Raw genomic sequence first — 23,270 nt, 5'->3', positions numbered from 1 at the left:
ATGCTAGTTCATTATGGCTTGTTTAATTTGGTCTTTCACACCTTCATTCACAATGAAGGTGTTTTTTATTTTTAAACAATGCCACCTAGCAATGGTGAAATCATAGAAAGGAGTGATGCGGAATGGACTCGGCTCCCGATCCCAGGTTTAACAATGTGAAAAAAGTAAAATTAACTAATAAAGGGACACCATTCGCATGCTCTTTTGGATACATGGTGCTTCCCTCTTAAAGGAGGCTCTAGCCATGGTGAAATTAACAGAACAAAACCGTGATCAGTACGCTGAATCCGTTTTAAAATCATTAGATTCTGAAAATATCCAGCAATTCCGGCAATTATTCTTTGAATTACATCCTCAAGATCAATTAGATGTCTATTTAAGCATGAGTGAAACTCAACGTAAAAAGATTTATGAATTTCTTTCGCCAGATGAGTACGCTGAAATCTTTGAAGAGTTGGAATTAGAAGATCAAAAAGAGTTTTTGCAAGAACTAAATGAACATTACGCACAAGATGTGATTTCTCATATGTCAACTGACGACGCCGCTGACTTTCTAGCTGAAATTCATCAAACAAGAGCTTATGCCATTATCGATGGCTTAGAAGAAGAAGAAGCCAAGGACATTAAAGAGCTCCTTAGTTACGAAGAAGAAACAGCCGGATCAATCATGACGAAAGACTTCGTTAATTTAACTGCCTCTTCTACCATTCGAGAGGTAATCGATCTTCTGAGACATGAGGGGCCGGACGCAGAAACGATCTATTATTTATATGTAGTAAACGACAACCACGAATTAGTAGGTGTTGCATCATTACGAGATTTAATCACCGCCGAACCTGACTCATACGTGAAAGATATTATGAGCACTCGCGTTGTGTCGGTTAAAACGGGCGAAGACCAAGAGGATGTCGCCGCACTATTTAAAAAATATGATTTCCTAGCCGTACCTGTTATTACAGAGCAGAAAAAACTCGTTGGTATTATTACAGTTGATGATATTCTCGATGTTATGGACGAAGAAGCATCAGAAGACTTAGATGAATTTGCCGCTTCACGCGGTGCGACTGATTTGAAGATTACTCCCTTTAACGCAGCCAAAAAACGAGCACCATGGATTATTCTATTGATGTTTTTTGGGATGATTTCAGCAAATATTATTGCCCAATTCGAAAAAACATTGGAAGCTGTCGTATTATTGGCTGGATTTATCCCGTTGATTATGGGCTCTGCCGGAAATGCAGGGACGCAATCCCTGGCTGTAGCTGTCCGTTCACTTGCTTTAGGGACCTTAGAGAAAAAAGGCCTCGGCAAAATGATTCTTCGTGAATTTAGCACAGGGATTTTATTAGGAACTATTTGTTCGGTGGTTTTACTCATTATTATTCCATTCATGCACGGAAGTTATTTTTTAGCCTTTATCGTGGGGCTCTCCATCTTTTTATCTTTGAGTATGGCTACCGTCATTGGTACCGTTGTACCGTTGATTATAAACAAACTAAAACTAGATCCCGCCATCGCATCTGGTCCATTTATCACCACCGTCAATGATATTGTCGGATTAATGATTTACTTTACAGTTGCTACTGCTATGTTAACGTATTTATGATCTTCCTCTTGGTTTATAGTGAAGACAGCTTTTTATCATAGTGTATTAGCTACTAGATTGCTAATCTGAATTTCCCCTTATGATATAGTGTAAACAACTAATTCGAGAATAAATGAGGTGTTCCTTTTGTATACTGTGTTCTCAACGTTTGATGTACCGCCAGAAAAAGCAGATGAAGTCATAGACATATACAAAAACCGTTCGAAAATCGTTGACGAAGCGCCAGGCTTTGTTGACTTCTTTCTTTTGCAAAACGACAAAAATGCCGGTGAAATCACTGTTCAACTATTATTCGAATCAAAAGAAAGCTATTTAGAATGGGTTCGTGGAGAAGATTTCAAAAAAATTCATGACTTAGAAAAAAAATATCCAGACCAAGAATTAGCCAGTATTATTCCAAAAGTGGGCCAATATAAAATCGTTGCTAGGTAAATTATAACTAATGAATTCATAAGAAAGGGCCGACTTTGATTAGTCGACCCTTTCTAATTTATCCGAATATAAATAATAAAATAGACACAGTGAAGCAATAAATTGCAAAGTATAATAATTTACCCCGTGCCACCACATCAATAAATACTTTAATGGCAAAAACCGAAACAATCAATGAGGACACAAAGGCGATGATATACAAACCTAAGAAATCATTGGACACAACTGTTTCTACAATCGTTGACGTTTCTAAGACTAAACTCCCTAAGCTAACCGGAATAGATAAGAAGAAAGAGAATTTAAGGGCTGTTTCAGCCTCTACTTTTCTAGCAAGAGCCGCTACTACAGTAGCTCCGGATCTGCTGATTCCAGGAGCCAAGGCTAATGTTTGAGCCAGTCCAACAATAATGGCGTCAGCATAGGTAATTCCATCATCGTTTTTATGACCTTTCAAGTTCCGAATCAGCCATAAGGCCGTCGCCGTAATCATCAGCGCAATCGCTACATAATAGATGCCTGTTAACTCTCCCCCAATAAAATCTCTGAAGAGCCCTCCCACAACCACGGCAGGTATCGTTCCAACAATTAATAACAAAGCCAACCGGAAGGAAGTTTTCGTTTTATCTGACGGTTTTCTTACGTGGTTTAACGTATCCCTGATCATGTCTAATAAATCCGTTTTATATACAATAAACACCGCAAGTAACGAGGCTCCATTTAGAAAAACCTCAAAATGTAAATCAGGAACATCGATCCCAAAAAAGTAGGAAACAATCCTTAAATGACCACTGGAAGAAACAGGAAGAGGCTCTGTGGCCCCTTGGACTATTCCGAGAAAAATATATTGCAAAATATCAATTAAATCCATAAACAAACCCCTTTTTAACCATGATGAATCTATATATATTAATGATAAATTTAAAGCAGATTTTATCTTAACACACTTTTCTTAAGTACGCGGTTACACCCTAGTAAATTTACAAGGTAATTGTGGTGAAACTTCGTTTCTGAGCTTCCTATGGTTATATTAAAGAATTTAAATATCTCTCCTTTGAGATAAATCTAAAGCAATTACACCCTATAACTTTCACCGTTCGGACTCCTTACCTTTACAGGATGGCAATCAATCAAATAGATGAAAAATGCCGTTTAACTACCTTAACAGCAAAATATTTCACTACATCCCTTCTTCCTCCAGCCTATTCAAATATTATAAAAATCCCCACCATTTTCAGGTGGGGAAATCAATTAACACTCTTTATTTAACAAATTTCGTTGCAAATGCTGTATAAACCGCTGGCACGATCACGACCGTCAGTACTGCTGAAAACAGTAATCCGGATATAATCGAGATAGCAAGTGGCACAAACAATACATCGCCACTAAAGGCTACGGGCGTTAACGCTCCAATCGCCGTAAAAGCAGTTAGTAGGATCGGTCGTAATCGAACTCGTCCTGCCTCTACTACAGAATCTTCTATCGACATTCCCTCGGCTCGTCGTTGCTTTATAAAGTCGAGAAGTACAATCGAATTCCTTACGACAATCCCTGCCAAGGAAACGATGCCCATTAATGCCATGAAACCTAGCCCTGTCTGAGTCAAAAACAATCCAATAACCGCTCCTGCTCCTGCAATATGAACGGTACTCATGACCAAAAACGGAATGGATAAAGAGTTAAATTGGATCGCCATGACAATATAGATCAAGAACAAGACAACTAAGAACAGGGTAAACAGTTCAAGAATGAAATCAGTTCTTGCTTCAGTTTCGCCCCCAAGACTCACTGTGTAATCACTGCTGACAGATTCACGAACATCATCTGTTATCGCTTCAATCTCAGATTCCAACACGTCATCATTATCATTGGAAGGAAACACTCTCACGGTAATTGTTCGAACGCCGTCTTCACGTAATATTTGAGGAATTTCTTCCCCTTCTGACGCCTCTAATAAGGTGTCCAATTCAATCAATTCAGGCGGTCCTCCAGCGTCATCTCCACCTGCTTGGCTTGGTAAAACAATATCAGACAAGTCTAATTCTTCGTTTTCTCCTACTTTGTCTAACGCTAGTTGAAGATCAATAGCATCTTGCGCGGTTCGGAAGGTCATTAACGGAATACCGTCCGTTCGCAAACCAATTTGTTCACTAATCTGATTCATCGTAATGCCATTTTCCTCTAGTTCCTCACGAATCGGTTCATAAACGACAGTGGGACGGAGTGGACCCATATCATCTAGTACCGTGCCACTTTCAGGCAATTCACCAATGCGTTCCTGAAGTTCATTACTAAGATCAATCAACGTTTCCACTTCAGGTCCTTGAAGTTTGATGGCAATAGGCGCACCTACCGGCGGTCCTGATTCAATTGTCGTCAGTTCTATCTCAGCTTCTGAAAATTCTTCTTGTAATGGTTCTGTCCATCGAGAGATTGTTTCCACGGCTGATTGCTGTTCGCGATCCACACGCAGCAATAAGTTCCCCGTTTCCTCACTACTGTTTGAGATCCCGTCACCGAATAACGGTGGGAGACCTTCCCCGGCATATATCGCCGTCTCAAAAATATATTCATCTTCTGATAAAACAAAGTCTCTCATGTCTTGCAACGTGGTTTCAGTCTCTTCAATGGTGGTTCCAGCTGGCATTCTCACTTCAACAGTAACCTCTTGCCTGTCGGTGGATGGGAAAAATTCCACAGGAATAAAGGGAATCAAGCCATAGAAACTCGTTGTCAAAACAAACCCCACAATGGCTACTTTCCACGGATGACGAACGACACGACGCAAGATGGAATCACTGTACCAATTGGATAAAGAGTCAAACTGTTTACCGAATACCCCATCCTTAGGAGCACGCCTAGACTTGTTCTTTTTACGCACTTGCTTCTTCTGACGCCATGCTAAGAAAATGGGAACAAAAGTTAACGCTACGATGGTAGATGCTAAAATTGTCATAATTAACACGGTTGGCAACGCACGGATGAAGTCACCATTGCCCCCGGAAATAAATACAAGCGGTAAAAAGGTAAATACGATCGTCAACGTCGACGTGATAATCGATACGCGAACTTCTTTACTTCCTACAAGAGCTCCTTCTAATGGAGACAACCCTTCTCGGTATTTATTCCGGATATTGTCTCCCACGACAATCGCATCATCCACTAAGATCCCCAATGCGATAATCATTCCAATGATCGAGATCTGATTTAAATCTACATCGAAAAATGGCAATGGAATTAACCCTATTAAAACAGCTGTCGGGATTGCGAGCGCGACAATAACTGCTGAGGACACATTCAGTCCGAGAAGTGTCACGACAACGACTGATAAAGCAGCTAACGCAAATGATAACGCTAAGTCTCCGAAGATCTCGTCGACGATCGTTTTTTGTGTATAAAATAAATCTAATTCCATCTCAGCAGGGAGTTCTTCTGCTAAACTCATGACCCTTTCATCTACGCGGTCATGAAGATCAGGAATATTGACACCACTTCCAGGAATGACGGTAAATGACACCGCCGGCTCTCCTTCATAAGTAATTAAGTCTTCAGGTGTGTCAGTCGTTCTTCCTACTTCTGCTATATCTTCTAGGTACACCGGGTTATCTTCAGGATCCAACCCAACGAAAATAGAGCCAATCTCCTCTTCTTCCTCCAATGTCATAAGAGCCAATTGGACATTCTGATTATCTACTTGCTGAATCCCTAAAGGTTGAGTGTTAAGTTCTTCCTCGATCGCTTGAATGACGTCGGGAAATTGCAATCCATTACTAAACATCTCTTCTGAATCTACATCAATGAGGAAATGTTGGTCTGGAAAACCTTTTACTACTGTGCTATCTACCCCTTGGATCGACTCCACTTCGTCTTGCCAGTCATGGAGGATATCTTTTATTTCATACAATTCTTCTCGGTCCTCATATAAAATATGATAGCTAGATAATGCACCTAAACCTGCTGCTTGTGAGAAATCAGGTGTGACCGCTTGATCTGGCAGCTCACTTTCAGCGCGAGAAACGGCTTGTTGAATCTCTGTGAAAACGTCATTTTTATCTGCTCCATCATCCAACTCAATCGTTATGTTGGAAAATCCTGATGTAGAAACGGAATTCATGTCACTAATCCCATCAATGTTCTCGATTGCATTCTCTAATGGAATCGTCACTTGCTGTTCTACTTCTTCAGGTGTTCCGCCTGGATAGGCCGTGGACACGTTCCCAATATCAAATGAAAATTCAGGAATCTCCCGCTGCGGTAATTGAAATAACGTTAATACTCCCACCACCACTAGGATAAAAACAAACATCATCGTAATTTTAGGACTTCGTATAATTGCTTGGAACATGCTGTCCCCTCCTCATTTATGACACTTGTGTCATTTTCATTCAAAAAAAAGTTAGTTTTTTAAACCTGTCATTAATAATTGATAGACTTCTTCCACCCATTGACTCTGGCTTGTATGATTGATGGGAACTTGAATGGTCGCCATCACTAAACCCACCATCGTCTTCATTTGAATATCAGTACGAAGCTCTCCTCGTTCCTGACCTTTCACCAAAGTACGTTCAATCTTTAGTTTCATTTCCGTAAACATCGCAAACATTTTCTTAATATTTTCTTGCACTTGAGGCGTGGCATGTTGATCTATATAGGGCATAATTTGAAGCATTTGGTGCATATGAGCATACCTAGACCAAAGATGAATCAAATATTTTACTGGCTGTTCTTCCATCTCTGCCTGTCCCATGTTCTCTACTACTTTCTCAAGGAGATGAACCATATACGCAGTGATCAGTTCTTCTTTCTTTGTGTAATAATTGTAGATCGTACTTCTGGCGACCCCCATCTTTTCAGAAAGGGCTTTGAAATGAAAACCTGCATATCCTGACTCTAATATAAGCTGTTCAGTTTCATGGAATAACTGCGCTTGGTCTATCGTTTTTTTACGGCTCATGCTTTGTCTATTCTCCTTTACTCATCAAACCTTTCCTGATTTTTGAAATGACTCGATATCGTTATATACCCAATATTATATCAAACTTAACATGTTTGTATAATATTTTTTTAACTTTTGTTTAATCGCTAAATTAACAAAACATTTTTACTATTCTCCTTTTGAGCATTGTTATTGCTTCAATCCCAAGTTACATGCTATGTTTTTTATGCACTAAAGCCTATATTTTAAGAGGAGGAACATCATATCATGAATTTTTTAGCAAAGCATATTCGAGGGACGTTTCTACTATCCGTTCTTTCGATGACATTTATACTTACGGCGTGTGGAAACAACGAAAATAACGAACAAGCTGGGGAAAATGACGAACCTACTCGTTGGGATGAAATTCAAGAAGAAGGGGTGTTGGAGGTAGCTACTTCTGGAACGCTCTATCCAACATCATTCCATTCTGATGAGACAGACGAATTAACAGGATTTGAAGTTGAAGTCACTCGTGAAGCCGCGGACCGTTTAGGTCTTGAAGCAGAGTTTACTGAAATGGGCTTTGACGGTATGCTCACGTCAATTAATAATGGACAAGTAGATATCGCCGTCAACGATATTGATATTAACGAAGATCGTGAAGAGCGCTTCTTGTTTACGGATCCTTACAAATTCTCTTATGGCTCGATGATCGTTCGTCCAGATGATTTTTCAGGGATTGATACTCTTGAAGATCTTGATGGAAAACGTCATGGTGGAGCGGCAACAACGATTTACATGCAAATCGCCGAAGAGTACGGAGCTGAAGGGGTTACTTACGAAAATGTGACCAATGATACGTACCTTCGCGACATTGAAAACGGACGTCTCGACGTCGTTATGAACGACTATTACTTACAATCACTGGCTATTGAAGCCCTTCCTGAAATTGATGTGGCCATCCATCCTGATTTATTTTATCACCCTAATAATCAGGCGATGATCATGAATCTAGACAACACAGAACTTCAAGAAAATCTAAACGAAGTCATCAATGAGATGCTTGAAGACGGCACCATTCAGGAACTGTCTGAACAATTCTTTGGCGGTCAAGACGTGTCTGAAGAGCCAGACATCGATTTTGCAGACGAAGAGTAAAGGAGAATCACGATGGGAGATATTCAGTGGGAATACATCTTTGATATTCAATTAGCGATCGAGTCCTTTCCTTATATCATGCAGGGGATATGGTACACCCTTTTCATCTCGCTAGTCAGTATGGTGATTGGTCTTGTGATCAGTTTGTTTCTAGCGATTGCCCGAGCATCTGAAAAGGTTTGGTTTCGTTGGCCTGCAAGACTGTATATCTCGTTCATGCGGGGAGTTCCCATTCTGATCATCCTATTCTTGCTTTATTTCGGATTTCCGTTCATTGGGGTTGAATTCAACGCGGTTACAGCTGCTGTGATCGGTTTCAGTTTAAATAGTGCCGCTTACATGGCCGAAATTAACCGTTCGGCGATTTCAGCAGTACCAAGAGGCCAGTGGGAGTCCGCTCAATCTCTCGGATTTTCCTATTGGCTTATGATGCGGCGCATTGTATTACCACAAGCGTCCCGGATTGCCGTTCCGCCTTTAACAAACGTCTTGCTGGACTTGATCAAAGCGTCTTCTTTGGCGGCAATGATTACTGTTCCGGAAATATTCCAAATGTCCCGAATTGTCGCCGGACGAGAGATGGACTATATGACGATGTTTATCTTAGTGGCGCTGATTTACTGGGGAATTTGTTCAGTCATGACCGTGCTTCAGAATTACCTAGAGAAGCGATACGAAAAATATGGTGATATTTAAAGTAAAATGGCAAATAATATGACACTATTTTTTCCAATAAAATATTCATTATATATTATTTAAAAAGCTTTAGAGAAGCCTTCTCTAGAGCTTTTTTAAAATATATCTGAAAATACAGTTTTCGATTTCTCTTAAACTATGTAAATTTTTCGTAAATTTAGTTGACTTTAGTCTCTCAATCAACAATAATTTTACATGGAAGGACACATAATCGACAAAATTATGATGATGCTTTCTAAAAAATAATTTATATAAAAAGTGGAGGGTTTAAGCTTATGAAACGTATGGGTTATGCATTAGTTTTAGGTGGGGTTATGTCAGCTTTAGTTGCTTGTGGTAATGGGGACAACGAGAATAATAGTACGAATGTCAACAACACAGGCGGTAATGACAATGCTGTAGAGGACAACAACGACGATAACAATAACGAAGCATCCGCTACAGATGACGTGGACGAGCTAGTTATGGGCTTCATTCCGTCCCAGGACGCGTCTGAAATAGCTACTACTGCTGAACCATTAGAACAATTCCTTTCTGAAGAACTAGGTGTGGACGTTCGAGCAGAAGTTATGGTTGACTTCAGTGGCTTGATTGAAGCAATGAGAACTCAACAAGTTGACATCGGTTTCCTTAATCCATTCGGTTTTGTACAAGCTGAAGATCGTGCAGACGTAGAAGTTATTTTAAAGTCTATTCGTAATGATAGTGACTCATACGTGGCTCAATATACAGTACCGGCTGACTCTCACTTAGAAGACATAGATGATTTGTTAGAAGAAGAAGGTTTAGTTTGGGCTTTTCCAGATACCCTTTCAACTTCTGGTTATCTCTTCCCAGCAAAACAATTGATGGACATGGGCATTGAAAACTTAGAAAACCACTTCGAACAATTAAGTGTTGGTGGTCACGACAATGCAATGATGCAACTGCTTGACGGTCAAGCTGACTTTGCAACTACTTTTGAAGATGCACGTGATACATTAGCTGACGAATTCCCAGACATCCATGATGATCTTCGCGTCATCGGCTATACAGATGAGATTCCTAACGACACAATCTCTGTAAGAAGTGAATTATCTGATGCCCTTAAAGAAGAAATTACAGAGGCATTTATGAGCCTAAACGAAAATGAAGAAATGCTTGAAGTCATGCATGAAATTTATACTTGGGACGGCGTTGCCATCGCTGAATCCTCTGATTATGACATTGTTAGAGACGTATTCGCTGAGTTCGAAGACGACCTTTCTAACTAATAAATAACCTAATTAAACTTTTTTAAAACGTTTTTATCTATAATAGAAGGTGTCTGTCGTCACTGAGAGTGGTATTCACAGTTGCCGACAGTCCCTTCTTCTTTTGTGTTTCCGGGCTGAAAGTATTCTAAATGATAAAAGTTACATAGTGGGAAGGTGACCAGATTGATCGAATTTAAGAATGTATCGTTAGTCTATCCTAACGGGCACCAAGGTTTAAAAAATATTAATCTCAAAATCAATGACGGTGAGTTTGTCGTTGTCGTTGGAATGTCCGGTGCTGGAAAATCGACGTTAATTAGAAGCATAAATCGTATGGTAACTCCTACTGAAGGCGAATTACTATTAGACGATCAAGATATACTCTCTTTTAAAGAAAAACAGCTAAGAAAATTACGAACGGAAGTCGGTATGATCTTCCAAAGTTACAACCTAGTAAAACGTATGTCTGTGCTTCGCAATGTCATGGCTGGTCGACTAGGTCATACAGGTACTCTTCGCAGCATGCTGGGATTATTCCCCCAAGAAGATCTACAATTAGGCATGTCAAACCTTGAACGAGTTGGCATTCAGGAAAAAGCCTATGTACGAGCAGATCAGCTTAGTGGCGGTCAGCAGCAGCGTGTAAGTATTGCACGTGTGCTCACCCAGCAACCTAAAGTCATTTTAGCAGATGAACCCGTAGCAAGTTTGGATCCTCCAACATCTCATAAAGTCATGAAAGACCTACGTCGAGTAAGTAAGGAAGACAACTTAACTACCCTTGTCAATCTTCACTTTATCGATATGGCTCAAGAGTATGCTGATCGAATTATTGGTTTGCGTGATGGTGAAGTGGTCTTCGACGGACCAATCGATCAGGTAACAGATAAGACTTTTGAAGAAATTTACGGTCGTCCGATCAAAGAAGATGATCTTCTCGGAGGAGATGAGAGCTAATGTCGAACAAGGATATCGTTCAACCATCCGCACAAAAGCGCCATCCTCTCACTCCTAAAGGGTTCAAATGGTACTTAGGATCAGCACTATTTCTCGTTGTAGGATTATATATTCTTGCTGCTTATCAAACGCAAGCGTTTCCTGACCGGGTTATTGAAGGGTTGCCCATCATGTTTTACTTCGTAGTGGATGACTTGTGGCCTCCAAACTGGAGTTACCTGCCTCGTGTTGCTATGAGTTTATTAGAAACATGGAATATGGCTCTTTTCAGTACAACATTAGCAGCCATTTTTGCTTTACCGATGAGCTTTTTAGCAGCCAGTAACATCAACCAAAATTCTTATTTTTATCAATTTATCCGTAATTTTCTTAACTTGTTACGGACGATCCCTGAGATCATCCTTGCTGTGTTGTTTGTCGCTCTCGTAGGTATTGGTGCTGTTTCAGGTATTCTCGCGTTATTTGTCTTTTCACTTGGAATCTTAGCGAAATTAGTCAGTGAAACGATTGAAGCAATAGATCCAGGTCCAGTGGAAGCCATTAGAGCCTCAGGAGGAAATGTATTCCAAGTGATCACATTTGGCGTTATGCCACAAATCTTGCCTCAATTTGCTTCTTATTCTCTATACGTGCTAGAAATCAACGTGAAAGCCTCCGTTGTTCTTGGTTTTGTTGGTGCTGGTGGTATCGGGATCATTCTTCGTCAGCAATTAAGTATGTTTAATTACGATAACGTGGCAACGATCATCTTTATGACATTTTTGACGATTACAATCATTGACTTAATCAGTAATCGCGTAAGGGAGCGATTAGAATAATGAGTACACAACCAAAAGTATCCTTACGTAAAGCAAAAACCAAAAAATTTAAAGTTTATTTTTACACTACCTTGTTGATCTTAAGTGCTTTTTACATTGTTGCATTTTCTACGACATCCTTTTCCGTTTCAGGATCGTCTGCCTCCCCTTTAGAAACTTTAAGACGAATCTTCATCGTTCCTTTAACAGATATGGACTATATCGTTCAATTCCCGGTCTATATTGGGTTTATGATGGAGACTATCTTCATTGCCTATGCCGGTGTGACGGTAGCAACGATTTTGGCCATTCCGGTTGGTTTTCTTGCTGCACGTAACATGACGAAACGATTTTCATACTTTGGGAAAGCTCTCTTAAACGGAATACGTGCAGTACCAGAGCTCATCTTTGCGATCATCTTTGTAGCCGCTGTCGGAATCGGGCCTTACGCTGGTGTGCTTGCCATTAGTATCAATTCAATAGGAATGTTAGGGAAATTGTATGCAGAAGTGATTGAATCCATCGATACAAGCAATGTGGACGCGATTAAAGCAAGCGGTGGAAACAGAATCCAAGCAATGTGGTACGGAGTCCTTCCGCAAGTTTTACCTGAATTTTCATCTTATTCGATTTATCGGTTTGAAATTGATGTCCGTGCCTCGACAGTATTAGGTATTGTCGGCGCTGGGGGTATTGGTGCCCCACTAATTTTAGCTACCTACCAGCGAAACTGGGAAGACGTGGGGATGATCTTGATCGTCGTAGTCGTTTTCGTTAGTATTATTGATTTAATTAGTGGGAAAATCCGCAAAAAACTCGTATAAACTCAAGAAAATTCACGAGCCTGACTCGTATGGAAACATGAGAAGATGAGGACCCGTTAGTGGACCTCATCTCTATTTTTATAAAAAGGGGTATGATTTATGGAGTATCAAGAAATTTACCGCTTAACTAAAGAGTGGGCTTATGAAGCCGGGGAAATATTAAGAGAGGCTGTCTCACAAGAAATCACGGTAGAATATAAGACATCTGCCGCTGACCTTGTTACAGAAAAAGATAAGGAGATTGAAGCCTTTTTCGCCAATAAAATTAATGAAACCTTTCCACATCATTTTCTATTAGGAGAGGAAGGGGTGGCATCTAATCAAGCTGATTATGATCCCCATAATGAAATAGTCTGGCTAGTGGATCCGATCGATGGAACGACCAATTTCGTTCATAATAAACGTAACTTTTGCATCTCTGTCGGTGTATTTGATCGAGGGCAGCCTATTGTTGGGGTTGTATACGATCCAATGGCTGATCAATTGTTTCACACACTTAAAGGTAATGGGGTCTTCATAGACGATGAATTTATAAAGCCTTCCACAATGGCTCCGACTTCTGAACAAGCCTTGATTAGTATGAATCATTTATGGTTAGCTCCAAATGAGTATCTTCATGAACAACCTCTTCAAAAGATGGCAACAGATATTCGTGGTTTTCGGTGCCTCGGGTCTGCCGCACTTGAACTGGCAAACGTAGCAGTCGGTCGATTAGATGGAGCGATTTTCATCGGACTTGGTCCATGGGACTTTGGAGCTGCTTATGTCTTGTTGAAAGAACAAGGGATTCACATCACTACGGTGGATGGTGAACAAATCGATGTGTTCCATCCATCCTCAGTATTAACTGCCAAGAAGGAGTTACACCACTCCATTCGATCCAACTATATTCGTACGAAAAAATAGGATGGGAACATTTTCTGGAATTGCGTTCTGCGCTTTAAACCGTGAAAGGACTGAGACACGAAATGAAGAAATTATACATATTTGATTTAGATGGAACCCTTTACGAGGGGAAAGATCACTTTGATTATTATGCTCAGTTGCTTATGAATGATGTCCCCCTAAGTAAACGTTCTTCGTTCATGGAAGACTATGAGAAAATGAAAGCTGGAGATCATGTGGTAGCCATCGGCAAAGCATATGACGTGAAACGAGACCTAGCTGTCACTGTGGACCCGATTACGCTTACTGTTGTGGAAGCTCACAAGTGGAATGGTCAAAAAGTAGAAAATATCGAAAGCATTTATGGAAACAAACCGGTTCAGTTTGATTTTGAAGAATTAGTTGCTATCGGGGATGGTTGGTGGCTTCCATTTGCTAGCGCCAAGCATTACGGTGTAGAAAATTGTCACCCACGTTATATGCAAACGAAAGAATATATGGTCAGTGACCAGTTTAGCTTAGATGCCATCCCAGGTCTTCGAGAGTTTCTCTTACATGTGCAAAAAACGGATCACATTCTTTTAATGACGAACAGTGATAAAGAAGATGTTCTTCGTCTGCTTCACGAGCTAAATTTAACAAATGTTTTTGACCATGTGATCTCATCGGCAAAGAAACCTTCCCGTACGAAGGAATTTTTCAAGGAGCTACAAGGTATTTACGATCTTCCATATGATCGACTTGTCTCTGTCGGCGACAACTTCTTAAATGAAATTGCTCCAGCGTTATTATTGGGCATGCAAGCTGTCTATATTTCTGAGCATCCTCATAAAACAGAACACAAAAATCTTCTTCAAGTTCCTAGCATCACTGATTGGATGGAGCAAATGGAGAGATAAGCTCTCACTGGGCGAGCAGGTCGTGAATTTTCCGATCTGCTCGCCTTTTATGTTCTTGGAATACACTTTGATTTGTCATTTGAGAATAGGAGATTAGGTTTCGTGAATGGCCTCGTGAGTTTTCAGCATATCGGTAGAAAATTGCGGGTATAAGATAGAAAAAGAGTCGATAAATGCTTTTATCGGTAGAAATTTTCGAGCGCCGCTAGAAAATGAGTCAATAAAAGAGTTTATCGGTAAAAATTCTCACGTCCTGCTAGAAAAAGTGTCGATAAATGCTTTTTTCAGTAAAAACTCTCGAGTGCTCCTCGTAAAAGAGTCGCTCGTATATATTTCCATCATTTGCTTGGAAATTACTTCTCTAATCGTCCCCATTTTTAAAGCCACCTTCCGAATGGAGAACTTGACCAGTAATCCACGCCGATTGTTCACTAGCGAGGAATAGTGCTAGTTTAGCTGCGTCTGAAGGTTCTCCAAGACGGCCTGTCGGAAACCTTGGTAGCAATTCTTTTTTGACTTCGTCGTTCATCCAGCCAGAATTAGTCGGTCCAGGGTTTATCGCATTGATCGTAATTCCCTTAGCCGCCAAAGACGAAGATAACGTGTAAGTCAGCGTTTCAACCGACGATTTCGTCAACACATACGACAGCTCTTCTGGCATTTGTCCTCTCGACCAACCGGTAGTAATATTGATAATTCTCCCTTCATTTTTTGAAAATGACTGAACAAATTTTTGAGTTAACAACGTCACAGCTCGTACATTAATAACGTAATGTTGATCTAGTTTTTCAGCTGTAATCGTATCGATATTATCGTTTACTGAGAAGCAAGCATTGTTCACAAGAATGTCCGGGGATGACCCGAAACGATCTTTGGAAAAATCATATAATACGTCAATCGATTTCGTCTCAGTTAAATCTAGTTCCACCATTTCACACTTTACCCCGAATGATTCCATTTCTTGTTTAATCGTTGAAGGTTCGTCTTGTCCCACTCCCCAGGGCATAGTGTCATCGTAATTCGTCCAGTATGTAAACAAAATATCTGCACCGTTTCGGGCAAATTCTCTGCATATAGCCGCGCCGATCCCTCCCGTTCGGCTTACGCCTGTAACTAGAGCTAACTTTCCTTCCAATGCTTTCATCTCTACATCCACTCCTTCAATAACATATTCGACACTTTCGATAGGAAGCCCCTTCTTTCGGGAACAAAAAAACAAGATAGACTATGTCCACCTTGTTTTTTCATCTATTAAGATAATGCGCTCGTTAATTGAGGGACGATTTGCTTTTTCCGAGACACGACGCCTTCTAGTGTCGCTTGGTTGTCATCTAACTTTACATTGAACGCTTTCTCAACAGCGTCAGTCTGATCTCCAGCGGCAACAACTACTGAATCGTTTGCTAAAATGTCTGTGATAACTAAAACAAACATACTTAGTCCTTTATCAGAAATAACTTTTTTCATCGCTTCTTCCACATCTGTTTTGCGATCGAGAACATCATTTGTATCGACGACGTTTACTTGAGCCACTTCTACCTTGTGCTCCCCCATCGTGAACTCTTTAGCATCTAATGAGATGAGTTGCTCCACTGTTTTTCCACTCATATCGGCTCCTGCTTTAAGCATTTCTAAGCCGTACTCGTCCATATTTAAGCCGGCCGTTCCTGCTAGTTCTTTTGCAGCTGCAACGTCTTCATCCGTGCACGTCGGTGATTTAAATAATAATGAATCGGATATGATGGCAGACACCATTAATCCAGCGATTTCTTTCTTAATCGTTACACCATGCTCTTTGTAAAGCTTGTTCAAAATGGTCGCTGTACATCCTACAGGTTCCGCTCGGTAATAAAGGGGGCCTTCTGTCTCGAAGTTGGCAATGCGGTGATGGTCAATAACTTCAAGAACCTTTACTTGATCAAGATCCTTCACGCTTTGCTGTCTTTCATTATGGTCAACTAAGATGACTTGTTCTACTTCATTAGCCACTGTATCAACTTGACGTGGGGCATCTACACCAAAATAATCAAGGGCAAATTGCGTTTCTGCACCAACTTCTCCAAGTCGAACTGGCTCGACGTTCATACCTAGTTCTTTTTTTAAATCAGCATACACTAATGCTGAGCAAATCGTATCTGTATCCGGGTTTTGATGTCCAAAAATCAACACTTTATCGTTACTCATCCTCCGACACTCCTCTAATTAATCAGTTCAATACGACTTATTTTATCATGTAAAAAGGGTGCCTGCCAACGGCAAGACATGATTGGTTGTTGCTACAAATGAAAAAAAGAATTATACTCACTTTAAGTAAGTAATTAAAAAATTGTTTCAAGGAGGTATTTTTCATGTCTTTTCATGATCAACCTGCAACATACATTCGAGAAGTCTCTTTACTCGTAAAAAATATTGAACGATCCATTTCCTTTTATCATGAATCACTAGGGTTGCAAATCCTTGAACAAACAGATCAATATGCTGTTCTCTCTGCGAACGGATCGACACCCTTAATTCGTTTAGAAATGCCTGATTACGTCAGCGAGAAACAGCCTCGCACAACCGGTTTGTACCACTTTGCCTTGCTCCTTCCAAACAGAACGGAACTAGGCAAGTTATTACAGCATCTAATTGATCAACGATACCCTTTGCAAGGAGCGTCTGATCATCTCGTAAGTGAGGCCGTTTATCTATCCGATCCTGACAATAATGGAATTGAAATTTATACAGATCGGCCTCCGAGTGAATGGGAGTGGGAAGATGGGCACGTTAAAATGTCCGTGGATCCACTTGACGGTGATGGAATTCTCGCTGAAGCAAAAGGACATGAATGGACTGGAATCTCTCCACAAACTGTCATGGGTCATATTCATATACAGGTAGCCAATTTAAATGATTCACAAATCTTTTACTGCGATGGCCTTGGATTCGATGTGGTTAGTCGCTTTGGCAACCAAGCCTTGTTTATTTCAACCAACAGCTATCATCATCACATCGGCCTAAACACTTGGGCCGGCACAGACGCCTTGCCTCCTGCAAAAAACAGCACAGGAATTCATTGGTTTGAAGTGGTGTACCCAAGCTTGAAAAAAAGACAAATAGTCCTTGATCGATTGAAGAAGCTAGGTGCTGTAGTTGAGCAAATAGAAGATTATTTTTTTACTGTAGATCCGTCTGGCAATAGGGTCAAATTGGTGGTTGGGTAAGGTGGGAGTAATAGCTTATTCTAATGAGCTATTGTTTTCGGCTGATTCCTCCCGTTTACGTCCTGATTCATGGCGTCATGCTACGTGGGTGCTGCGCCGGTAGCACCTACCTAGCATGACCCATCCTGCAACCTTTCATTTCCTGTTGATTCCTCCCATTTTCGTCCTGATCCGTTAGGTCATGCTACGTGGGTGCTGCGCCGGTAGCACCTGCTTAGCATGACCCGTCCTGACCCTGCGCACAAAAGCCCGCGCTCGCTTTGCAGCTAGCACGGGCTCATCATCAGCAATAAGAATTACACACTGAAATATCGTCCTTCAGGGTGGGCGAATACCATGGCGGAGACGCTTGCTTCTGGTTCCATCATGTATTCATCCGTTAATTGAACGCCGATTTGGCTTGGATCAATCAGACCGAATAGCTTTGCCTGGTCTTCTAGGTTAGGGCAGGCAGGGTAGCCAAATGAGACTCGTACACCTTGATATCTAGCAGAGAATCGTTCTCGCATAGTGAAATCAGGTGAATCAGGAAAACCCCACTTGTCTCGCATTAGCTGATGAACACGTTCGGCAAATGCTTCTGCTACTTCCAAAGCGACAGCCTGGATTAAATGACTATCTAGGTATTCACCAGCTTCTTTTGCTTCCTCAGCTAATTTCCGTATCCCTTTTCCTGCAGTGACCGTGAGAAATCCGACGTGATCCATGTCACCACTGTCGACAGATCGTAAGAAGTCCGCTAAACAAAGGTACGGCTCTTTTGTCTGACGAGGAAAACTGAATCGCTCCAACACACGGCTATGGTCTTTAGGGTCATAGATAATTACGTCGTTCCCGTCGGATTGGGCTGGGAAAAACTGATACATGCCATCCGCGCTTAGGGATCCATCTTTTTCCGCACGGGCAATGAGATCGTTAGCTTTCTCAAGAAGTTCCAATGTTTTTTCATCCCCTCGTTGTAAATTACGCTCAATATTTCCTTGGATGCCTAAATGTTGGCCAAGTAATGTTTGCATGTTTACATACGGATGAAGATGAGATAATCGATAATTTTTCAACACATGTTGGTTGTAGTCCTCAGGTTGAAACAGCGGTGCATCCTTCGCTACATGGGATCGAGGCAACTCAAGAGTAGCCGTGGCTGTTTGCCCACCTCCACCTTTTCCATCACCGTTTGCTTCAGCCTCTCGTAGTTGCTTCTGTTTTTCTTGATGAGCGATGATCAACTGTTCGCGATCGTTCGGCCTAGCCAGTTTATTGGCAAGGTCAAGGCCGTTCATGGCATCTTTTGCGTACAGCACGAGTCCCTCATATTCTTTAGAGATTTTGTTTTCCGTAAAACGGCGAGTTAGCGCTGCTCCACCAACTAGGATCGGGATAGAAATCCCCCGTTCTCGTAAATCATTCGCTGTCAAAACCATTTGCTGAGTAGACTTCACTAATAAACCAGACAGACCAATGGCATCAGGATCTTCTCGCTCGACAGCTTCGATTAATTCATTGGCTGTCACTTTAATTCCTAAATTGACAATTTGAAACCCATTGTTTTTCAAAATGATCTCCACTAAGTTTTTTCCAATATCGTGGACGTCGCCTTTTACTGTGGCGAGGAGAATTTTTCCTTTCCCTCGATCGTCTTCTTTTTTCTCCATATGAGGCTCCAAGTGTGCCACAGACGCCTTCATAGCTTCGGCACTTTGCAGCACTTCAGCCACAATCAATTCATTGTTATTGAACAACTTGCCGACCTCATCCATGCCGTCCATTAACGGGCCGTTGATAATTTCAAGGGGTGTATCGTATTTGTTTAGCGCTTCATCTAAATCTTTGAAAAGTCCTTCTTTCGTACCTTCAACTATATAGCTGGCGAGTCGTTCTTCCAAGCTCATCGTGGAAGCTTCAATTTTCTTTTCTGGTTTCTTTTCTCGGTAAAAGGCTGTAAATGTAGCCAGCGTTTCATCATTTGTATTAAAAAGCAGTTCATCTGCCAGCTTTTTTTCTTCGTCTGAGATAGAGCCATATCTCTCCAGTTTTTCCGTATTAACGATGGCGTAATCAAGTCCTGCTTTTGTGCAGTGATACATATACGCTGCATTCAGCACTTCTCTACCTAAAGGGGGCAAGCCGAACGAGACGTTGCTGACGCCAAGCACCGTTAAACATTCTGGCAGTTCCTGTTTAATGAGCCGGATCCCTTCCACGGTCGCTTCAGCGGAACCGATATATTGCTCATCCCCAGTTCCTACCGGAAATACTAACGGGTCAAAAATCAAGTCCTGACCTGGAATGCCGTACTTATTCACGAGTAAATCGTAAGACCTTTTCGCTACTTCCAACTTTCGTTCAGCAGAAACAGCCATCCCTTCTTCATCAATCGTACCTACAACGACTGCGGCGCCGAATCGTCTGATAAGCGGTGCGACCGCCTCGAACCTTTCTTCGCCGTCCTCTAAATTAATGGAATTAATAATCGCTTTGCCTTGAGAATAAGTTAACGCCTGTTCAATGACTGCTTCATCGGTTGAGTCAATCATGAGCGGGACTTTGACTTTGTTAATGACGTGCCCTAAAAATTGTTCCATATCTTCCATTTCTTCGCGGTCAGGGTCTGCTAGGCACACATCGATCACGTGAGCTCCACGTTTCACTTGAGCACGAGCAATTTCAGACGCCTCTTCAAACTTTTCTTCGGCAATCAGACGCTTGAATTTCCTCGATCCAATAACATTCGTTCGTTCACCTACTAACAGAGGTCGCATAGAGTCGTCATACACTAACGGCTCAATTCCTGATACCGTATGGGGATGATTATGAACCGGTTTGCGCGGCTCGTACCCTGCCAATGTGTCCGACATGACACGAATATGTTCAGGGGTTGTGCCGCAACACCCTCCTACAATATTAAGCCAGCCTTTTTCAGCGAAACCTTTTAGCTTTGCAGCTAATGACTGCGGAGACTCGTGATAGTGACCTTCTTCGTCTGGGAGACCAGCGTTTGGATAACAATGAACATAGGTCGTCGATAAGTCCGACAAGGAGCGAAGATGATCTTGCATAAATTCAGGGCCTGTTGCACAGTTTAGCCCTACCACCGTTGGCTTCATGTGCTCGAGGGAAATATAAAAAGCTTCGATGTTCTGACCGGCTAACGTCGTCCCCATTGGTTCGATGGTACCCGAAATAATTAAAGGAACATGGACATCTCTCTCGCTTGTTACCTGTTCAATTGCAACATAGGCAGCTTTTACGTTTCTCATATCTTGACTCGTTTCAAGGAGCAGAAGATCGACGCCTCCATCAAGAAGACCCTCTACTTGCTCGCGATAGGAGGCTGTCAGCTCCTCGAATGTTGTTCCGCCTGTAACAGACAACGATTTCGTAGTTGGTCCCATGGCTCCTGCAACAAAGCGTGGTTTCTCCTCAGTAGAGAATTTACGAGCTTCCGTTACAGCTAATTGGGCTGAGCTTTTATTCGTCTCATAAGCCAGATGCTGCAAATCATAATCGGCTAATACGATATTCGTCGCTCCAAAGGTATTCGTCTCGATAATATCTGCACCCGCTTCTAAATACTCTCGGTAAATCTTCTCGATCACATGCGGAGAGACGAGGTTCAAATATTCATTACAGCCTTCGTAAGCTTCACCGCCAAAATCCTCAGCTGTTAAATCGGCATTTTGCAGCATTGTTCCCATTGCTCCATCCAAGACGAGGATTCTTTCTTTTAATGCTTGTTCAAAAGGTGACTTTCCCATGTTGACCGTCCTTTCTTTCTACAGCTTGTTGATCTGCGTTCACCTAAACGATGACTGTGCAGTAATATTTTTATCCATTGTGATAATGTGTTTTGTAAGTTCTACTGTCATGCCATAACGTAAAAATGGGGTAATTAAGTAGATTCCAGGGAAGTGTTCCATTGCCGCATCTGCTAGGCTTCTCGCTAAGGCTAACCCTTCACGTTGGCTAGCTTCTCTATCACCGTGATGCTTCGCCATCGTTTGACGTACCTCTTCAGTCAAAGAAATACCTGGTACTTCATGGTGCAGAAACTCCGCGTTCCGACTGCTTACAAGAGGCATGATTCCTACATATACAGGAACTGGAAGATGTTTTGTCGCCTCATATATTTCTTCAAATCTCTCTTCACTGTAAACGGGCTGACTCATAAAGTAGTCTGCCCCAGCCTCTACCTTTTTCTCCAGACGCATGACTTCCCGGTCCAACCGTCTAGCATTGGCGTTAAAGGCTGCAGCCACAGTAAATGAGGTCTTCGCGCCTAAGTCTTTCCCTGAAAATGAGATTCCTTCATTGAGCTGCTTCATTAGGCGAATCAAGTCCATGGAAGCCATGTCAAACACGGAACTTGCTCCAGGAAAATCACCAACCTTAGCTGGGTCCCCTGTGATTGCTAGCACATCATGAATGCCAAGGGTATGAAGTCCGAGCAAATGAGATTGCAAGCCAATCATGTTTCTGTCGCGACAAGCCACATGAAGAAGCGGTCTTGCCCCTACTTGCTGTTTAATTAAAGATCCAAGAGACAAGTTATCAATGCGTGCTGATGCTAATGAATTATCTGCCAACGTAACGGCATCTACTCCAGCATTTTTTAATGCTTCCGCTCCTTTCATGAATTCAGGAGCATGTGACAGAGCTTTCGGAGGGTCTAGTTCCACAATGACCGATCGTCTCTTCTTAGTGAAGCCAGGAAGGCTATCTTGTACATTCGGTGTGTTCACGACGACAGAAGGAGTTCCCTTTTCTTTCACTTCTTTTTCCGTTATAGGGATTAAGTTATTCTTATCAACGGCTTCTCGAATCGCCTTCACGTGTTCAGGTGTAGTGCCACAGCACCCACCGATGAGATGAACCCCTTGACTCACCAATGACTCAGTCATATCACCGAAGTAAGTTGGGTTTGACTGGTAAAAGAACCGTCCATCACGTACATTGGGTAAGCTGGCATTCGGATAAACACAAAGAGTGGCCTTTTCTAACAACGGGACCTCTTCTAACGACCTAAGCATATGATAAGGGCCCATTCGACAATTCAAGCCGACTACATCTGCTCCTTCAGATTCAAGAAGCTTCAGAGCTTCGGCTAACGACATTCCTCCTTGCAGAACGCCAATGTCTCCTAGTGTCACCTGAGCAATAATAGGCTTTGTCGTCTTGGAGCGTAAATAACGCACCATCTGAGTCAGTTCTTCCACGTCATAGAAAGTTTCCAGCAAAAATCCGTCCACTTCCGTTTTCAGCAGGACATCGGCCTGTTCAATTAAACTATCTTTAATATCTGCCAAATCAAACTCTTTGTGAAGAATGCTGCCAACTCCACCGATCGTAGCGAAAACATACGCATCGTCACCAGCTGCCTGTTTCGCTAATTTCACTGCGCTAGTATTCAATTCTTGTACACGGTCTTCGAGATGGTAGCGACTCAGTTTCAAAGAGTTTGCCGCATACGTATTCGTTTGAATGATGTCGGCACCCGCTTCAATATATTGCTTATGCACCCGACGAACTTGTTCAGGATCTGTGACGTTTAACTCTTCAAAACATCCATCTATGCCTTTTTGATAAAGCAGGGTACCCATGGCTCCGTCACCGATGAGAATGCCTTCTTGAATTTCTTGTTTAAAGCTCATGACAGTACTCTCCTT

At 41.8% G+C, this 23,270-nt stretch carries 18 protein-coding genes; 11 read left to right on the top strand and 7 right to left on the bottom strand.

Annotation, left to right across the window (positions count from 1 at the left end; genetic code table 11):
- Positions 1-244 precede the first annotated feature (244 nt).
- Positions 245-1,606 (top strand): magnesium transporter, encoded by a 1,362-nt coding sequence (gene mgtE / locus CR194_RS17845; protein WP_110611570.1) that lies wholly within the window; start codon positions 245-247, stop codon positions 1,604-1,606.
- A 126-nt stretch (positions 1,607-1,732) separates the two neighbouring features.
- Positions 1,733-2,038, top strand: coding sequence for an antibiotic biosynthesis monooxygenase family protein (locus tag CR194_RS17840; RefSeq protein ID WP_110611567.1), 306 nt, complete (start codon positions 1,733-1,735; stop codon positions 2,036-2,038).
- Between the two features lie 58 nt (positions 2,039-2,096).
- On the opposite strand, the gene CR194_RS17835 is transcribed toward CR194_RS17840, so the two are convergent.
- The 3 genes from CR194_RS17835 to CR194_RS17825 all read right to left on the bottom strand — a co-directional run bounded on the left by CR194_RS17835 (position 2,097) and on the right by CR194_RS17825 (position 6,989).
- The gene (locus CR194_RS17835) at positions 2,097-2,906 is read right to left on the bottom strand and encodes an undecaprenyl-diphosphate phosphatase (RefSeq protein WP_110611566.1); all 810 of its coding nucleotides are present in this window, start codon (positions 2,904-2,906) and stop codon (positions 2,097-2,099) included.
- Positions 2,907-3,296: 390 nt separating this feature from the next.
- Entirely contained in the window at positions 3,297-6,380 is a 3,084-nt protein-coding gene (locus tag CR194_RS17830) for an efflux RND transporter permease subunit (RefSeq protein WP_110611564.1), read from the bottom strand.
- Between the two features lie 51 nt (positions 6,381-6,431).
- A complete protein-coding gene (locus tag CR194_RS17825; protein ID WP_110611562.1) occupies positions 6,432-6,989 on the bottom strand; it encodes a TetR/AcrR family transcriptional regulator in 558 nt (185 codons plus the stop codon).
- A 249-nt stretch (positions 6,990-7,238) separates the two neighbouring features.
- Between CR194_RS17825 and CR194_RS17820 the strand changes: the two genes are divergently transcribed.
- The 8 genes from CR194_RS17820 (at position 7,239) to CR194_RS17785 (ending at position 14,404) form a co-directional block, all read left to right on the top strand.
- Positions 7,239-8,111 carry a transporter substrate-binding domain-containing protein gene (locus tag CR194_RS17820; RefSeq protein ID WP_110611560.1) on the top strand — a complete coding sequence of 291 codons (873 nt, stop codon included), beginning with the start codon at positions 7,239-7,241 and terminating at the stop codon, positions 8,109-8,111.
- Between the two features lie 12 nt (positions 8,112-8,123).
- Positions 8,124-8,807, top strand: a complete 684-nt coding sequence (locus CR194_RS17815) for an amino acid ABC transporter permease (RefSeq protein ID WP_110611558.1) — start codon at positions 8,124-8,126, stop codon at positions 8,805-8,807.
- Positions 8,808-9,082: 275 nt separating this feature from the next.
- Positions 9,083-10,060 carry a phosphate/phosphite/phosphonate ABC transporter substrate-binding protein gene (locus CR194_RS17810; protein WP_110611556.1) on the top strand — a complete coding sequence of 326 codons (978 nt, stop codon included), beginning with the start codon at positions 9,083-9,085 and terminating at the stop codon, positions 10,058-10,060.
- A gap of 165 nt (positions 10,061-10,225) precedes the next feature.
- Positions 10,226-10,999, top strand: coding sequence for a phosphonate ABC transporter ATP-binding protein (phnC, locus tag CR194_RS17805; RefSeq protein WP_110611554.1), 774 nt, complete (start codon positions 10,226-10,228; stop codon positions 10,997-10,999).
- Entirely contained in the window at positions 10,999-11,817 is an 819-nt protein-coding gene (gene phnE / locus CR194_RS17800; RefSeq protein ID WP_110611552.1) for a phosphonate ABC transporter, permease protein PhnE, read from the top strand. Before phnC ends, phnE (CR194_RS17800) begins: the two co-directional genes overlap by 1 nt.
- Entirely contained in the window at positions 11,817-12,620 is an 804-nt protein-coding gene (gene phnE, locus CR194_RS17795; RefSeq protein ID WP_110611550.1) for a phosphonate ABC transporter, permease protein PhnE, read from the top strand. Before phnE (CR194_RS17800) ends, phnE (CR194_RS17795) begins: the two co-directional genes overlap by 1 nt.
- 99 nt (positions 12,621-12,719) lie before the next feature.
- Complete coding sequence (locus CR194_RS17790; RefSeq protein ID WP_110611548.1) at positions 12,720-13,526, top strand: inositol monophosphatase family protein; 807 nt, start codon at positions 12,720-12,722, stop codon at positions 13,524-13,526.
- Between the two features lie 62 nt (positions 13,527-13,588).
- Positions 13,589-14,404, top strand: coding sequence for an HAD family hydrolase (locus CR194_RS17785; RefSeq protein WP_110611546.1), 816 nt, complete (start codon positions 13,589-13,591; stop codon positions 14,402-14,404).
- 361 nt (positions 14,405-14,765) lie between these two features.
- On the opposite strand, the gene CR194_RS17780 is transcribed toward CR194_RS17785, so the two are convergent.
- Entirely contained in the window at positions 14,766-15,548 is a 783-nt protein-coding gene (locus tag CR194_RS17780) for an SDR family oxidoreductase (RefSeq protein ID WP_110611762.1), read from the bottom strand.
- A gap of 107 nt (positions 15,549-15,655) precedes the next feature.
- Complete coding sequence (locus CR194_RS17775; protein WP_110611544.1) at positions 15,656-16,588, bottom strand: manganese-dependent inorganic pyrophosphatase; 933 nt, start codon at positions 16,586-16,588, stop codon at positions 15,656-15,658.
- 164 nt (positions 16,589-16,752) lie between these two features.
- Between CR194_RS17775 and CR194_RS17770 the strand changes: the two genes are divergently transcribed.
- Entirely contained in the window at positions 16,753-17,607 is an 855-nt protein-coding gene (locus CR194_RS17770; RefSeq protein ID WP_110611536.1) for a VOC family protein, read from the top strand.
- A 296-nt stretch (positions 17,608-17,903) separates the two neighbouring features.
- On the opposite strand, the gene metH is transcribed toward CR194_RS17770, so the two are convergent.
- Together metH and CR194_RS17760 are read right to left on the bottom strand one after the other, a co-directional pair.
- Complete coding sequence (gene metH / locus CR194_RS17765; protein ID WP_110611534.1) at positions 17,904-21,362, bottom strand: methionine synthase; 3,459 nt, start codon at positions 21,360-21,362, stop codon at positions 17,904-17,906.
- Positions 21,363-21,401: 39 nt separating this feature from the next.
- Positions 21,402-23,255 carry a bifunctional homocysteine S-methyltransferase/methylenetetrahydrofolate reductase gene (locus tag CR194_RS17760; RefSeq protein WP_110611532.1) on the bottom strand — a complete coding sequence of 618 codons (1,854 nt, stop codon included), beginning with the start codon at positions 23,253-23,255 and terminating at the stop codon, positions 21,402-21,404.
- Positions 23,256-23,270: the final 15 nt, after the last annotated feature.

Source organism: Salipaludibacillus keqinensis (genome assembly GCF_003226325.1).
GTDB lineage: Bacteria > Bacillota > Bacilli > Bacillales > Salisediminibacteriaceae > Salipaludibacillus > Salipaludibacillus keqinensis.
The sequence above is the reverse complement of the archived record's forward strand: the minus strand, read 5'-3'. Positions and strand labels throughout refer to the sequence as shown.